The organism is Mucilaginibacter sp. 14171R-50 (genome assembly GCF_010093045.1).
Lineage (GTDB): Bacteria > Bacteroidota > Bacteroidia > Sphingobacteriales > Sphingobacteriaceae > Mucilaginibacter.
In genome coordinates, this window is record NZ_CP048115.1 from 746,886 (window position 1) to 761,938 (window position 15,053).

The 15,053-nt window shown below is 44.3% G+C and carries 11 protein-coding genes and 1 tRNA gene; 3 read left to right on the forward strand and 9 right to left on the reverse strand.

Annotated features, from left to right (window positions below):
* Positions 1-16: 16 nt before the first annotated feature.
* Positions 17-1,615 carry a SusD/RagB family nutrient-binding outer membrane lipoprotein gene (locus GWR56_RS03470; RefSeq protein WP_162429774.1) on the forward strand — a complete coding sequence of 533 codons (1,599 nt, stop codon included), beginning with the start codon at positions 17-19 and terminating at the stop codon, positions 1,613-1,615.
* 58 nt (positions 1,616-1,673) lie between these two features.
* The gene (locus tag GWR56_RS03475; protein WP_162429775.1) at positions 1,674-2,765 is read left to right on the forward strand and encodes an alkaline phosphatase family protein; all 1,092 of its coding nucleotides are present in this window, start codon (positions 1,674-1,676) and stop codon (positions 2,763-2,765) included.
* 321 nt (positions 2,766-3,086) lie between these two features.
* Here GWR56_RS03475 and GWR56_RS03480 read toward each other — a convergent pair whose 3' ends face one another.
* The 9 genes from GWR56_RS03480 to GWR56_RS03520 form a co-directional block, all read right to left on the reverse strand.
* Positions 3,087-4,835 (reverse strand): ATP-binding protein, encoded by a 1,749-nt coding sequence (locus GWR56_RS03480; protein WP_162429776.1) that lies wholly within the window; start codon positions 4,833-4,835, stop codon positions 3,087-3,089.
* Entirely contained in the window at positions 4,832-5,959 is a 1,128-nt protein-coding gene (locus GWR56_RS03485) for a sensor protein KdpD (protein WP_162429777.1), read from the reverse strand. The genes GWR56_RS03480 and GWR56_RS03485 overlap by 4 nt, the downstream gene beginning before the upstream one ends.
* Before the next feature lie 3 nt (positions 5,960-5,962).
* Entirely contained in the window at positions 5,963-7,003 is a 1,041-nt protein-coding gene (locus GWR56_RS03490) for a porin (RefSeq protein WP_162429778.1), read from the reverse strand.
* 5 nt (positions 7,004-7,008) lie between these two features.
* On the reverse strand, positions 7,009-7,560 hold the full coding sequence (locus GWR56_RS03495; protein WP_162429779.1) for a K(+)-transporting ATPase subunit C: 552 nt from the start codon (positions 7,558-7,560) through the stop codon (positions 7,009-7,011).
* Between the two features lie 122 nt (positions 7,561-7,682).
* A complete protein-coding gene (kdpB, locus tag GWR56_RS03500) occupies positions 7,683-9,713 on the reverse strand; it encodes a potassium-transporting ATPase subunit KdpB (RefSeq protein WP_162429780.1) in 2,031 nt (676 codons plus the stop codon).
* 51 nt (positions 9,714-9,764) lie between these two features.
* The gene (gene kdpA / locus GWR56_RS03505; protein WP_162429781.1) at positions 9,765-11,483 is read right to left on the reverse strand and encodes a potassium-transporting ATPase subunit KdpA; all 1,719 of its coding nucleotides are present in this window, start codon (positions 11,481-11,483) and stop codon (positions 9,765-9,767) included.
* Positions 11,484-11,489: 6 nt separating this feature from the next.
* Entirely contained in the window at positions 11,490-11,567 is a 78-nt protein-coding gene (locus GWR56_RS20785; RefSeq protein WP_162433090.1) for a potassium-transporting ATPase subunit F, read from the reverse strand.
* 252 nt (positions 11,568-11,819) lie between these two features.
* Positions 11,820-13,148 (reverse strand): sigma-54 dependent transcriptional regulator, encoded by a 1,329-nt coding sequence (locus tag GWR56_RS03515; protein ID WP_162429782.1) that lies wholly within the window; start codon positions 13,146-13,148, stop codon positions 11,820-11,822.
* Positions 13,149-13,310: 162 nt separating this feature from the next.
* A tRNA-Glu gene (locus GWR56_RS03520) sits at positions 13,311-13,382 on the reverse strand.
* Positions 13,383-13,661: 279 nt separating this feature from the next.
* Here GWR56_RS03520 and GWR56_RS03525 point away from each other — a divergent pair.
* The gene (locus GWR56_RS03525) at positions 13,662-15,050 is read left to right on the forward strand and encodes a mercuric reductase (protein WP_162429783.1); all 1,389 of its coding nucleotides are present in this window, start codon (positions 13,662-13,664) and stop codon (positions 15,048-15,050) included.
* Positions 15,051-15,053: the final 3 nt, after the last annotated feature.

Sequence of the window (15,053 nt, forward strand, 5' to 3'; positions counted from 1 at the left end):
CTGATAAGCGTTAAACATGAAAACGATATTAAAAAAATATATACTGCCGGCAGCCTTGCTGCTTTCAGTTACCGGTTGTAAAAAAAGCTTTGACGAGCTTACTAAAAATACAAACCTGCCTAATAATGTACCGGCTTCGTTACTATTCAATGGTGTGCTAAACAGCACTGCCGAACTGCCCGACGGCCAGAACGAAGTTTACGACCAATATTATCTGTATAACTATGATTACTACGGAAACAACCGGTATGACTTTGGCGGCGGTGATAATTATTACACCACACTTAAAAATGTGGTGGAAATGGAGAAGCAGGCCGCCGCTACAGGTGGCGCGGCCATTAATCCGTATGAAGCGATAGGCAAGTTTTTTAAAGCTTATCTGTTTAGCAAAATGAGCCTGGAGATGGGCGATATTCCAATGACTGAAGCTTTAAAAGGCCTGGATAACCTGGAGCCGGTTTACGATGCTCAGAAAATGGTGATGCTACAGTCATTAGACTGGTTGGAGAGTGCAAACAGTGACCTGGGCCAGCTGATAGCAAAACCGGATGGCTTTGGTACAGGCGAAGGCGCCGTTTTAAAGAATGACATTTATTTTGGCGGCGATCTTAAAAAGTGGCAAAAAACTGTGAACGCATTGTATGTACGTTTACTGCTCCACCTGAGTAATAAAACCACTGACGCCGATTTAAAAGTGACTACCCGCTTCGCAAGCATTGTTAATAATCCTTCAAAATATCCTTTAATGGAAAGCAACGCGGATAATATGCAATATGTGTTTTTAGCGCCGAACAACTTTTATCCGATGAACCCGAATAACTTTGGGCAAAGCGGTTCACGTAAAAACATGTCGTCAACATATGTAGGTTTGCTTACAACGCTTAAAGACCCGCGCATATTTGTAACCGCCGAGCCCGCCCGCGACCTGGTGGATAAGCAAAAGAAAAGCCCTACTGATTTTGCCTCCTTTATTGGGGCAAATCCGGGCGAAGACCAGGGCACTATGTACAACAACGCTGGTTTGCAGAAATACTCGTTCATTAACCGTAAGCATTTCTACTCAACTTACACCGGCGAGCCAAGCATACAAATTGGCTATCCCGAGTTAATGTTCAATATAGCCGAAGGCATTAATCGTGGTTGGGCAAGCGGTAATGCAGAAACGTATTACCAAAACGGTATCAAAGCTTCAATGGCGTCATACGGCATCCCCGAAAACGGTACCTTCACAGCCTATTTTTACCGCCCGGGTTCAACAAGTGTTACAAGCGATGCCAATTACGATACCTTCCCGATTACAGTAGCATTTAACACTTATTACAACCAGGACGCCGTTAAGTATGAGGCAGGGAATGCAGGTATAACTAAAATATTGCAGCAAAAATATATTGCGTTATTCCGCCATTCAGGGTTAGAATCGTATTTCACTAACCGTCGTACGGGTGTGCCTACTTTTACTAGCGGCCCGGGTACAGGTAACAGCTCTCGTATAGCGAAACGTTTCAGATACCCGGATGCTGAGCGCGTGTCAAACGCTAAAAATTACAAGGCTGCTTTACAAAGCCAGTTTGGTGGTAATGACGACATCAATGGCGTTATGTGGATCTTAAAATAATTAAATACTTAATACAAACGGCCGTTATTGTTAACGGCCGTTTCCATTTTTTATATTTATGAAAAAGTTGCTTTTAACCCTTTCAATAGCCGCCGCATTTACCGGCAGTTTCGCCCAAAGTCATCGCACACAAAACGTGGTAATAGTTACCCTTGATGGCATGCGTTGGCAGGATGTGTTTCGCGGAGCGGATTCAGCGCTGATCAATTCAAAATATACCGCTGACAACGAAGATGTAAAAAAGCGTTTCTGGGCAGTTTCCGCTCCCGAGCGCCGCAAATTGCTATTCCCGTTCCTATGGTCGGAGGTTAGCAGCAAGGGCCAGGTCTATGGCAACCGCGATCTGGGAAACAAAGATGAAGTGGCAAACAAATATCACTTCTCTTACCCCGGTTATAGTGAGATATTCACTGGTTTTCCGGATGAACGAATGAACACCAACGACCCAATTGTTAATCCAAACATGAATGTGCTTGAGTTTATCAACAAACAAAAAGGCTTTGAAGGCAAGGTTGCTGCGTTTTCATCATGGGAGCGCTTTCCGCAGATCCTAAATGTCTGGCGTTCTAAATTACCCGTATACTCCGGTTATGCTGATATTAAAAACGCCGACGCTAACCCTCGCCTAAAGTATCTGAACGAGCTGCAGCACAATGTCCCCAAATACCTGGGCGACTCTACCCGGTCTGATTTTATTACCTATGAATATACCAAAGAGTACATGAAACAATATAAACCCCGTGTTTTATACATGGCTTTTGACGAAACCGACGATATGGCTCACGAAGGCAATTACAAGTTATATCTGGAGCGTGCAAAACAGGAAGACGGCTTTATCAGGCACCTTTGGGAGCTGATACAGAGCGACCCCTTCTATAAGGACAAAACCACCCTGCTGATCACATGCGACCATGGCCGTGGCGAGCAGCCTTTAGACACCTGGCGCAGCCATGGTGCTGATGTTGAAAATTCAGAACAAACCTGGTTTGCCGTTATTGGCCCGGATACTAAGCCAACAGGCGAGTTAAAAACCCAAACCACTACCTATCATAAGCAACTGGCACAGACCATTGCCCAATTGCTTGGCTTGGATTTTAAGAAAAACGCTGGGCATGAAGTGGGCGACGCAATCAGTACAGTTTTGAAGTAGCCCAAGAATCTACCTGCGCATTTTTAACAGCACTTAAACGGTCTAAACTTGCGCAGGTTATGCAAATGTACATATCGCGAAAATCCACCTTGGTTGTCTGACCTGTTGAATGTTTGTCATTCACTTCCAAATAAATTTTCCTGTTACGAGACCCTAAAACAAAACGCCGATCGCTATAAGAGATCGGCGTTTATTGTAGGCCGTAGGGGAATAAGATTAGATTGTCCATGGGCATTTTCAGCGCCATAAAGCATTATCCCGACATGATTCAACTTATTTCGGCATGAATTGCACTCTACCCATTTTTTGCGCTATCGAAATTTACGCTGATGGCAAACTAAATCCGAAAGTGCTCCCCTCGCCAATGGCGCTTTTAAGCCATATTCGGCCGTTTTGTGCTTCAATAAAGTCTTTTGATATAGCCAGCCCCAAGCCGGAGCCCGATTTATTCTGGCCATCCGTTGGTACCTGGAAATAGCGGTCGAACAAACGTTTTTGATATTGTTCATCAATACCTTTACCTAAATCTTTTACTGAAAACTCCACCTCGTTACCTTTTTTGATAGTTGATATAATAACCTTTGATTTCTCAGCGCTATAACGTAATGCATTCGACAGGAAGTTAACCAACACCCAGGCTGTTTTTTCCACGTCGACGTTTACCTGGGGCAGCTCCGAATCATTAACTACTTCCAGTTTTACACCTTTCTGCTCGGCCTGAAATTTTACGGATGTTATGGCATAATCTACGATCTCTTGAGGTTGCACCGGTACAAAATTCAGTTGAATGTTGCCGGTTTCTACCTGCGACAGCTCTAATAATTCACTTGTGATTTTAAGCAGGCGGTCGTTGTCGTCGTTAATGTGTTCCAACAGTTGTTGCTGCTCGGTGTTAATGTGGCCTACACGTTCGTCCTTCAACAATTTCAAACTCATTTTAATGGATGATATAGGCGTTTTTAATTCGTGCGAAATGGTAGCTATAAAATTGGTTTTCGCTTCATCGCGTTCCTTGAACTCGGTAATGTTGCGCAGGGTGTAAACTTTGCCGGCAGAGTTTTTGGCAAATGTTAAGGCTTGCTTTTTATCTGATGATATATTTGGAACATTGATCTCGCGAGACTCCATCTGGAAGTAAGAATCCTTACCATCAACCACAATTTTTAAAGGTTTGATGTTGCTGCCTTCGTTGATAATATACCTGAACAATTCGTTGTTTTTGGCAATATCATCGGCAGAGGCACCTTCTATCTTTTGGGCATTTAAATTGAGGATTTTCATGGCCGCAGTGTTAACAAACAGTAACTCCTGCTTCTCGTTCACCCCTATAATTGCCTCATGCATTTGCTCGATAATGGTTTCTATCCGAAGCTTTGACGACATTATCTTAGAGAGGTTGCTGTTTTCCCACTCGTCGAGGCGTTCGGCCATATCGTTAAAGGCGTTGGCGACCTCGGCAAATTCGTCGTTCTTGTCAAAATGGATGCGTTGCTTATAATTCTTTAGCCCGATTGCCCTGATACCTATTAATAATGTATTTAAGGGCTTAGAAATAAACCCCGGAAAATTTACACTAAAACTGAACAGGACCAAAAAAGTAAATCCACCAACCAGCCCCAAAAACAGCGTTGCATTGGTTACTGATGCGCGTGCTTTGTTGTCCTTACGAATAATGGCCTGCATGTTTAAGTTTTCGATATCACTTAAAATTTTCCTAATATTACGCGCTGTTTCACGTTGCACACTGATTTCGGGGGTAGCCATCAGAAGCCTAAAATCTATCCGCAGCCTATGTGTGAGAAAAGCTTCACCGGGCTCGGTAATATTAGTTTCTTGTTGTTCCAGGTATATATTGAATTTATTAATGGCGGAATTGTTAAGGGGAAAATCATTATTATCTAAAACACCGCGCATTTGGCGAGCAAAGCTTAGCGACTCATAGTTGTTTTGGAGGATAACCTTTGAGTTCTCTGAAATATCGTGAATGTAGTAAACGGCAGTAGCGCCAAAGAACAGCACAACGATGAACAGAAAACCAAACCCCAACCGCAGTTTATTTTTTACTTTCATGATAGTATCACTAAATCAATTTGATTTGCTGCTATATTTTTAAGCAGCTCGTTAAATACCGCTGTTCGCAAAATAACCTGGAACAGGCTCAGGTGCGGTTTACCAATGCAAATGGTAGTAATATCGCGCTCGTTTGCTACCCGCATAATGGTTTGCGTTATCTGGTCGCTTTTCATTTTCATAACCTCGGCACCTAGTTCTGTTGCCAGTTTAAAGTTATTAATTAAATGGCGTTGCTTATCTAACTTTATGCGCTCCATGCTTTCGCTGCTGCTTTGTACATAGAGCACTATCCATGTCGAGCGGTAGTAGGACGCCAGGCGCGCTGTTTTACGGATTACGATCTTGGCGGTTTCCGCATTGGATGATATGCAGGCCAGGAAACGCTCGGGGCGCAACTTAATTTGTTTGGGTATTTCGGTATCTATCTTCCGTTCGAGGTGATGTGCCACTTCTTGTAGCGCTATCTCACGGAGCTGCAAGATCTTATCGTTACGGAAAAAGTTTTGCAATGCCCGCTCAATCTTTGATCTTTCATAGACCTTTCCGTCCTTTAGGCGGCCTATCAGCTCGTCGGCGGTAAGGTCGATGTTAACGATCTCGTCCGCCATTTCCAGGATCTTATCGGGAATGCGTTCGGTTATGGGGACGCCGGTAATTTTCTCTATCTCCTGGTTAAGACTTTCAAGGTGTTGGATGTTTACGGCTGTAATAACGCTAATGCCGGCTTCCAGTATATCGGCTACATCCTGCCAGCGCTTGCTGTTTTTGCTGCCTTCAATATTGCTGTGGGCCAGTTCATCAACCACCACTACTTCCGGGTGGCGGTTCAGGATGGCTTGCAGGTCCATCTCTTCCAGCTCTTTGCCTTTGTAAAATACTTTACGGCGGGCTATAAGTGGTAAACCTGCAAGCAATGCATGTGTTTCAGGGCGGTTATGGGTTTCTATGTATCCTATCTGGATGCCTATCCCGTTTCGCAAAAGGGCATGCGCTTCCTGCAACATACGGTAACTTTTACCCACGCCGGCGCTCATCCCAATATAAATTTTGAGCTTACCCCTGCGCGACCTCTTTACCAGGTCTATAAAGTCTTTTACCGTATTGTCGTTTTCTTTGCTCATGCTTTAAAAGGCATACACCGCTGCTACCAAAACCTGCGATGCGGATTTTGTTGCAACACCATTACTGTCTGTAAAAAAGTTGTTTTTCATACTATCTAATCTAACTTCGGGTATAAAAGTAAGCGGGCCGCTTTTAATATTAGCCGTAAGCGTAAAACTTGTTACCGGGTTACCCGGCATTGGCGCGGCGGCTGATATGTCTGCACCATTTTTGGTTTCGAAGTATTCACCGCGCAGGCCTAATATAACAGCTGATGATACAGCGTATTGCGGGTATAGCGCCACGCCCGAAAACCCACCACGTTCGCCGCTGCCCGATGCTTTAAAATCGGCGGCATTTAGGCCCAATTTAAATTCGTTAGTTATTTGGTAATTGGTGGTCAGGTCAAACTCTGTGCCTGATGAGGGGCCGGCCAATACGTTGAGGTAGGCTGTCCAGCCTCTAACCGGAGCGATCATGAGTTGCCCGCCAAAGGTATTTACCCGCCCTGCGGATGTGTAAACGTTCCAGAGATCGTTAAATACGCCCGCCATCAGGCTCACCTTATTATTAAAGGCATAGGTAAGTTTTACACCCGCATTTTGAAATGGGCCGTTAGTGAAAAGATATGATGTTGAGTAATTAAAATTACCAATGGGCGATACCACTTCGTAACCTAAAAAAGTAGCCATGTAACCGCCGGTGATGTTTAGTTTGTTAGTAATATCATATCCCACATAAAGGTTTTGGATATGGAATGATTGCCCGTTAGTACCCGCATTAGGGATAGATTGCCCCTCGCCACGCGGCCCGAATGACAACTCGCCTACAAAAAGCGCTTTATTCACTTTTTTCTTCGCTCCGAGATCTATCATGCCTATTGAGAACGAGTTATGATCTGACGCGAAACTGGTGGGGATGTTATTATGCCCGGATAAATCATACTTGTAATAGGTATCGGCCGAACCGCTTATAACTAAAGGAGAACTGGTTTTGGTTGTATCCTGGGCAAATAAAAAGGTTGTGCTTAAAGCAGCAATAAATGTTATTATAATTTTTTTCATGGTGGTTATTTCAACTGGTCAAGTGCTACGTTGAGTTTCAGCACATTTACTTTGGCAGGGCCGACCATTGGCTTGTGGATATGGTTGGCTACCAAGGCAGCTACTTTTTGCTCATCCAGTTTGCGGTATTGGGCAACACGTTTAACCTGGATCTGCGCGGCGGCAGGGGAAATGTCAGGGTCCAGGCCACTGCCAGATGCAGTCACCATATCGGCAGGGATTTCGCTACGTTTTAGGTAAGGGTGGTATTTTAATAACGTATCGATGCGGTTACTTACCTCTTTTAAATAGTCGGGATTGCTGGGCCCTTTGTTTGAACCTGCAGAGCCGGCAGCGTTGTATCCCACGGCAGAAGGGCGGCTCCAGAAGTATTGCGGCTTATCGAATTTTTGGCCCAAGGCGGCGTAACCTATTACGTTGCCGTTCATAGTAATGGTTTCGCCATCGCCTTTACCTTTTGATAGTTTACCTGCGAAGGCGATGATAATTGGATATGCTATGCATAATAATACGGTTAGCACCAGGGTTAAGCGTATGGATTGTATAAGCGTTTTCATTTGTTTTGATTTGAGGCCTGAGATAGAAGATTTTAGACGCTATCTTTTCGCCGTTATTTATTTTTTGTAGCGTTTGAGTTGTGCGATATGCTTTCTCATATCCGATATCACATATCTTACGTCTATATTATTACAGAAATTAAAAGGTCGATCAGTTTGATGCCGATGAATGGCGCTATAACACCCCCCAGGCCGTAAATAAGCAGGTTGCGGCGCAACAACGCGCTGGCACCAATGGGCTTATATTCGACCCCCTTTAAAGCAAGCGGTATCAGCATCGGTATAATAATGGCATTGAATATCACTGCCGATAGTATGGCGCTTTCCGGACTGTGCAAACGCATAATGTTTATGGCTTGCAAGGCCGGGATAGAAGCTATAAATAAAGCCGGTACTATGGCAAAGTATTTAGCTACATCGTTAGCGATAGAGAAGGTGGTGAGCGTGCCACGGGTGATCAATAACTGTTTACCTATCTCAACTATCTCGATCAGCTTGGTTGGGTCGTTGTCCAGGTCAACCATGTTACCGGCTTCTTTGGCGGCTTGCGTGCCGCTGTTCATGGCAACGCCAACATCTGCCTGGGCAAGGGCAGGCGCATCGTTGGTACCATCGCCCATCATGGCTACCAGTTTGCCGGTAGCCTGCTCGGCTATGATGTATCGCATCTTATCTTCGGGTTTGGCTTCAGCGATAAAATCGTCCACACCTGCTTTTTCCGCAATAAATTTGGCGGTAAGCGGGTTGTCGCCGGTAACCATAACGGTTTTGATTCCCATTTTACGCAGACGCTCAAAGCGTTCGGCTATGCCTGGTTTAATAATATCCTGCAGCTCAATAACGCCCAGGGCCTGTTCATTTTGCGCCACAACCAGCGGCGTACCGCCCTTAGATGAAATGGTTTTTACACGTTCTTCAACCCCGTTATCGACATGATTACCGGCATTTACAACTGCGTTGCGGATAGCATCAAAGGCGCCTTTGCGAATCCTTTTACCATCGGGCGTGTTGATGCCGCTTGCACGTGTCTCAGCAGTAAATTTGATAAACTCAGAACCTTGAGGCGCAGTAAGCGATAAGCGGTTGTTGCTTTGCTGCGCCAGCTCGATGATAGATTTACCTTCCGGCGTTTCATCAGCCAATGATGAAAGTACACAGGCCTTAACCAATTCATCTTCTGATACGCCGGGGGCGGTCCAAAACTGGGTTGCCTTACGGTTACCTATAGTAATGGTGCCGGTTTTATCTAAAAGCAGCACATCAATATCGCCAGCGGTTTCAACAGCCTTGCCAGATTTGGTAATTACGTTTGAGCGCAGCGCCCTGTCCATTCCCGCTATACCAATTGCAGACAGTAAGCCGCCGATTGTGGTAGGAATAAGGCACACAAATAAAGAGATGAGCGCCGCTATTGTTATTGGCGTGTTTGCATAAGCCGCAAATGGCTGCAACGTAACACAAACAATGATGAATACGAGCGTAAAACTTGCAAGCAGGATAGTTAAAGCTATTTCGTTCGGGGTTTTCTGGCGTGATGCACCTTCAACCAAGGCAATCATTTTATCCAGGAAGCTCTCGCCGGGTTGTGTGGTTACAACTACTTTTATACGGTCTGATAATACCTTGGTACCACCAGTTACGGACGATTTATCACCGCCAGCCTCGCGGATGACCGGGGCAGATTCACCTGTAATAGCCGATTCATCAATTGTAGCCAGGCCCTCAATAATTTCACCATCGGTAGGAATGATATCGCCGGCCTCGCAGGTAAATACATCGCCCTTTAACAATTGGTTTGATGAACGGGTTACTATTGATCCGTCTTCCAACACAACTTTGGCGGGCGTATCTTCACGGGTTTTGCGCAGGCTGTCTGCCTGTGCTTTACCATGCGCCTCGGCAATCGCCTCGGCAAAATTGGCAAACAGCAGGGTTAACAATAGAATAACAAAGATGCTGCAGTTGTAAGCGAAAGAGCCCTGATCATGGTGCGTAAAGCTGTAGAAAGATACTACGAGCATAATGGCCGTACCGATCTCCACCGTAAACATTACGGGATTGCGAATCATGGTTTTAGGATTCAATTTCATGAACGACTCTTTAAGCGCGGTTTGCACTAATGCGGGTTCAAATAATCTATTGGATGTTTTCATTTTTTTTGTCTTGAAAGTCCTTCTCGTTTGGAGAGGGATTACTGTGAAGCCTTATTTTAGCATTGAAAAATATTCGGCAATTGGGCCAAGCACCAGCGCCGGGAAGTATGACAATGCATTGAGCACCAGGATAACGGCAAACGTCATGGCACCAAAGGTTACAGTATCAACTTTCAGCGTGCCTACCGATTCGGGGATGTATTTTTTTTGAGCAAGCAAGCCTGCAATTGCCGCCGGGCCTATAATGGGCAGGAAGCGCCCCAGGATAAGTGTGAAGCCGGTAACAACATTCCAAAAGATGTTATTATCGCCCAGCCCTTCAAAACCTGAACCATTATTGGCATTGGCCGAAGTGTTTTCGTAAAGCATTTCAGAAAAGCCATGATAGCCCGGGTTATTTAACCAGTTTGATGGTTTTACCGACCAGTCTGCCGCGCCGTAATTGTTAAATACATAGCTAGAAATAGCGGTACCCGCCAATATTAAAAAGGGACTTAACAAGGTAATGATGGCAGCGATCTTTACCTCACGTGCTTCAACCTTGTGGCCCATAAATTCGGGCGTGCGGCCAACCATTAAGCCGGATATAAATACGGCGATGATGAGGTAGACCAGATAGTTTAACACACCAACGCCGCATCCGCCAAAGAATGAATTGATCATCATGGCCAGTAGTTGCCATAAGCCGGTAAGCGGCATGGTACTGTCATGCATACCGTTTACAGAGCCGGTAGAAACTATAGTAGTAAGGGTGCTCCAATAGGCTGTAGCCATGGGGCCAATGCGTACTTCCTTACCTTCCATTGCGCCGGTGGTTTGACTGATCCCCATTTTTGTTAAAGCCGGGTTACCCCCTAATTCGCTGCTGAAAGTAGGAATCATGAGCATCAACATTCCTATAGCCATCACCCCGAATATTACCCAGCCCAGTTTTTTGCGGCGGATGTAATATCCAAAAGCCAAAACCATAGCGATAGGGATGATCATTTGCGCTACGATCTCGGTGACGTTGGTGATGTAACTTGGGTTTTCCAATGGGTGGGCCGAATTGGCGCCAAACCAGCCGCCGCCGTTGGTACCAATGTGTTTTATAGCGATAAACTGCGCTGCCGGCCCACGCGATACATTTACGGTATCGCCTTGTAAGGAGATGAACTGATCTTTACCGGCGTAGCTTGACGGTGTTCCGTTGAAAGTTAATATCAAGGCTACTATTACCGATAGCGGCAAAAGCAAACGGGTGATGGATTTTGTAAAAAACTGCCAAAAACTGCCCAGGTTAGTAGTTGTTTTATCTCTGAACGCTTTAAACACCGCCACAGCACAGGCAATACCCGTTGCCGCGCTGGTAAAGTGCAGGAACATGAATATAAAGTGCTGCGTTAAATATGTAGCCCCACTTTCGCCGCTGTAGTGCTGCAGGTTACAGTTCACTACAAAACTGATGATGGAGTTAAATGCGAGATCGGGTGTCATGCCCGGGTTACCGTCTGGGTTAAGCGGAAGCTTGTCCTGGAACATCAAAACAAAGAAGCCGTAAACCAACCATAACGAGTTGATCATCATCATGGATTTTAGGAACTGCTTCCAGTTCATGGGCTCATTTGGGTTAATGCCCGATAATTTAAAGATGCCGCGTTCCAGCGGTTTCATAAAATCGGTCCATACCGGTTCGCCTGCAAACATTTTGGCGAGGTACTTACCCAGCGGTATGCCGATGGCGAGGGTGATAACAAAGGAGATAAGTACTCCTGATAATTCGCTGTTCATTTTACGTTAAAAATTTTCGGGTTTAAGCAGTACATACACCATGTATGCAAACACTGCGATGGAAATGATAAATAGTGCGATCATGGGGGTAATTAAATTTTTTCGAACCAGTCGATAGTTTTAAAGAATAGCCGGCAACAGATGATTATTGCCAGCAACAGGAGTATGGTGATCATTTTATTAAATTGTTTTTACCACCATTGGCAACGGAGATGCCACATTAATAAAATCCAAAATAAAAAATTGATAATCAATTACTTGAAAATAAAGCGCAATTGATATAAACAAGAAAACCCTACCAAAATGGAAGGGTTTATTATCGTTATGGAAGGTTCATCAGTATAGGTTATACTCCTCCAGCTTGCGGTAAAGCGTGGTTAGGCCGATGCCTAGAAGCCTGGCGGTTTCGGTTTTGTTGCCGCCGGTGCGGCTCAATATTTTTTGGATATGCTGACGCTCAATGGTAGCCAGGTCAATGGCGCTGTGGTCGCCAGTATCGTACCTAAATTCTACGGGTAACAGGTCGGCAGTTAGTATGTCGCTATCAGCCAGTATCATCACGCGCTCAATCACATTTTTAAGCTCGCGTATATTGCCTTTCCAATGATGGCGGTTAAGCAGATCAATAAACCCGCTAGCCATTACAGGCTGGTGCTTACCGGCTTTGGCTGAAAAATCTTTCAAATAAAAATTAGCCAGCAATTCAATATCAGCTTTACGCTCATTCAGCGAGGGCAAGTTTATCGTAAATACAGATAGACGGTAGTAAAGATCGAGCCTAAAACGCCCGGCCTCGGCTTCCTGTTGCAAATTGCGGTTAGTAGCTGCTATAACACGGATGTTGACTTGGGTAGTTTGTGTATCGCCAACTTTTATGAAAGTCTTGCTCTCTAAAACGCGAAGTAACTTTGCTTGCAGTTCAAGACTCATTTCGCCTATTTCATCAAGTAAAACAGTGCCATGATGAGCCTCTTCTAATAATCCTTTTTTATCCTTTAAAGCCCCGGTAAAAGCGCCGGCTTTATAGCCAAATAATTCGCTCTCTAATAGCTCGGCCGAAAAACTACTGCAATTAATGGCCACAAAAGGCATCAGCCTGCGCTGGCTCTCATGATGTATTGCCGATGCAAAAACTTCTTTACCGGTACCTGTTTCACCTAACAGTAATACGGTGGTATCGGTAGCAGCAACTTTTCGGGCTACTGTTACTGCATCTTGTATTGCTTTTGAGTTCCCAATAATGGTTGCAAAGCTGTGTTTAGTTGGTTTCGAATCTTGTAGGTATTTATTGTATTGTAATATAGCCTTATCTATAGCTTGATTAACCAATGGAATAATCTTATCATTATCATCGCCCTTTGTTATGTAATTAAACGCCCCATTTTGAATAGCTTTTACACCATCCGAAATAGTACCGTAGGCAGTAAGATTGATCACTTCTACATAAGGTTTCTTTTCCTTAATGGTTTTAACCAGGTCAACACCATTAATATCGGGCAGTTTAACGTCGCTTAGCACCAATAAAACATCCTCTTGCTGTAATAATTTTAAACCTTCCTTACCGGTAAAAGCCTGCAACACACGAAAACCTTCCAGGCCAATAATCCGTGACAGCAAATCGTTTAGCTTTTTTTCGTCGTCGATGATGAGGATGGTGGGTTGCATTTAGATACAATAGTATAGATTTATGCTGTAAAAATAGCATCATTATAACTAACAAACTGCTACAAAGCACGTTCCGTGTTATTCAACATCAAATTTATTTTACCTATTACGTGACCCATAAGCAAAAAACGCCGATCTCCTGTAAGAGATCGGCGTTTTTAGTAGCCCGTAGGGGAATCGAACCCCTGTTTGAAGAATGAAAATCTCCTGTCCTAACCCCTAGACGAACGGGCCATTTAGCAGAACAAAATTGGTTATTTCAATTTCGCTCCCCTTATTTTGGGATTGCAAAGATATACCTTTCGGGATAAATTAAAAATAAATTTTCAGAAAAATTTTATTCCATGTCAATCACCTTAAAAATCACCCTAATACAACAAACAAAAAATATACCTGGCCATTTATAATTGCGGTAGTAAAAACTATCTTTATAAAACATTACCTTATGAGAGCAGCACCAAATAGCCGCAATCTTAAAATTACACTGTTTTTCAAAAATAAATGTCACCTGATATGAAGCAGTACGACTGTATAGTTATTGGATCCGGACAGGCAGGCACACCTTTGGCAAAAAAGCTTGCGGAGGCGGGTAAGAAAACGCTGCTCGTTGAGAAACGTTTTATTGGCGGCACCTGCGTTAATGACGGCTGCACCCCTACCAAAACTATGGTGGCGAGCGCCAGGGTAGCTTATCTTGCAGGAAAATGCAATGATATGGGCGTTACCATAAAGGGCTATAAGGTGGATATGCGCCAGGTAAAAAAACATAAAGATGATATTGTACTTAAATCGCGCAATGGCGGGCAGGCAGCTGTTGAGAACACCAAAAATCTCGATCTGCTTTTTGGCGACGCTACGTTTACCGATACAAAAACTATCTCGGTAAAACTTCGCACAGGAAAATCAAAAACCTTCTCGGCCAACCTAATATTCATCAATACCGGTGCAAAAACTATTATACCCGGCGATATTGAGGGTTTAGGTGATATCAACTATTTAACCTCAACCACCATCCTGGATCTGGAAGAACTGCCGGAACATTTACTTATCATCGGCGGCAATTATATTGGATTAGAGTTCGGACAAATGTTCCGCAGATTTGGTAGCAAGGTTACGATATTAGAGAAGTCGCCCCGCTTATTATCCCGCGAGGACGAGGATATCTCGGCAGAGATGACGGAGATTTTGCAGGACGAGGGCATAAATATCTATACAAATGCCAAAACCACAAAAGTTAAGCAAAAATCGGGTGGTAAAATAGTAGCAACAGTAACCGTTGGTGATAAGGAGCAAAAAATTAAATGCACCCATATGCTTGTTGCGATCGGCAGGGCGCCTCAAACTGATACGCTCGGGTTAGATAAGACGGGTGTAAAAATGGATAGCAAGGGCAACATTGTAGTAAACGATAAGCTCGAGAGTAGTAAAAAGGGCATTTATGCGCTGGGCGATGTAAAAGGGGGGCCGGCGTTTACGCATATTTCTTATAATGATTATACCATTGTTTACCGTAATTTGATAGAGAAACAGAATCTGAGCGTTAAAAACCGGCCTGTACCCTATTGTATGTTTACCGACCCTGAGCTGGGCCGGATAGGTATTTCAGAAACTGAAGCAAAAAAACAGGGTTTAAATTACAAAGTGGCTAAACTACCCATGAAGCATGTGGCCCGGGCGATTGAAACCGGCGACACCCGCGGGTTTATGAAGGCGGTGGTTGATGCCGGCACCAAAAAAATACTGGGCGCAGCTGTAATAGGCACCGAAGGTGGCGAGATCATGTCGGTGTTGCAGATGGCTATGGAGGGTGGTATAACTTACGACAGGATACGCTACTGCGTTTTTGCGCACCCAACCTATTCCGAATCATTAAATAACCTTTTTATGGCGTTGGAAGATTAACCG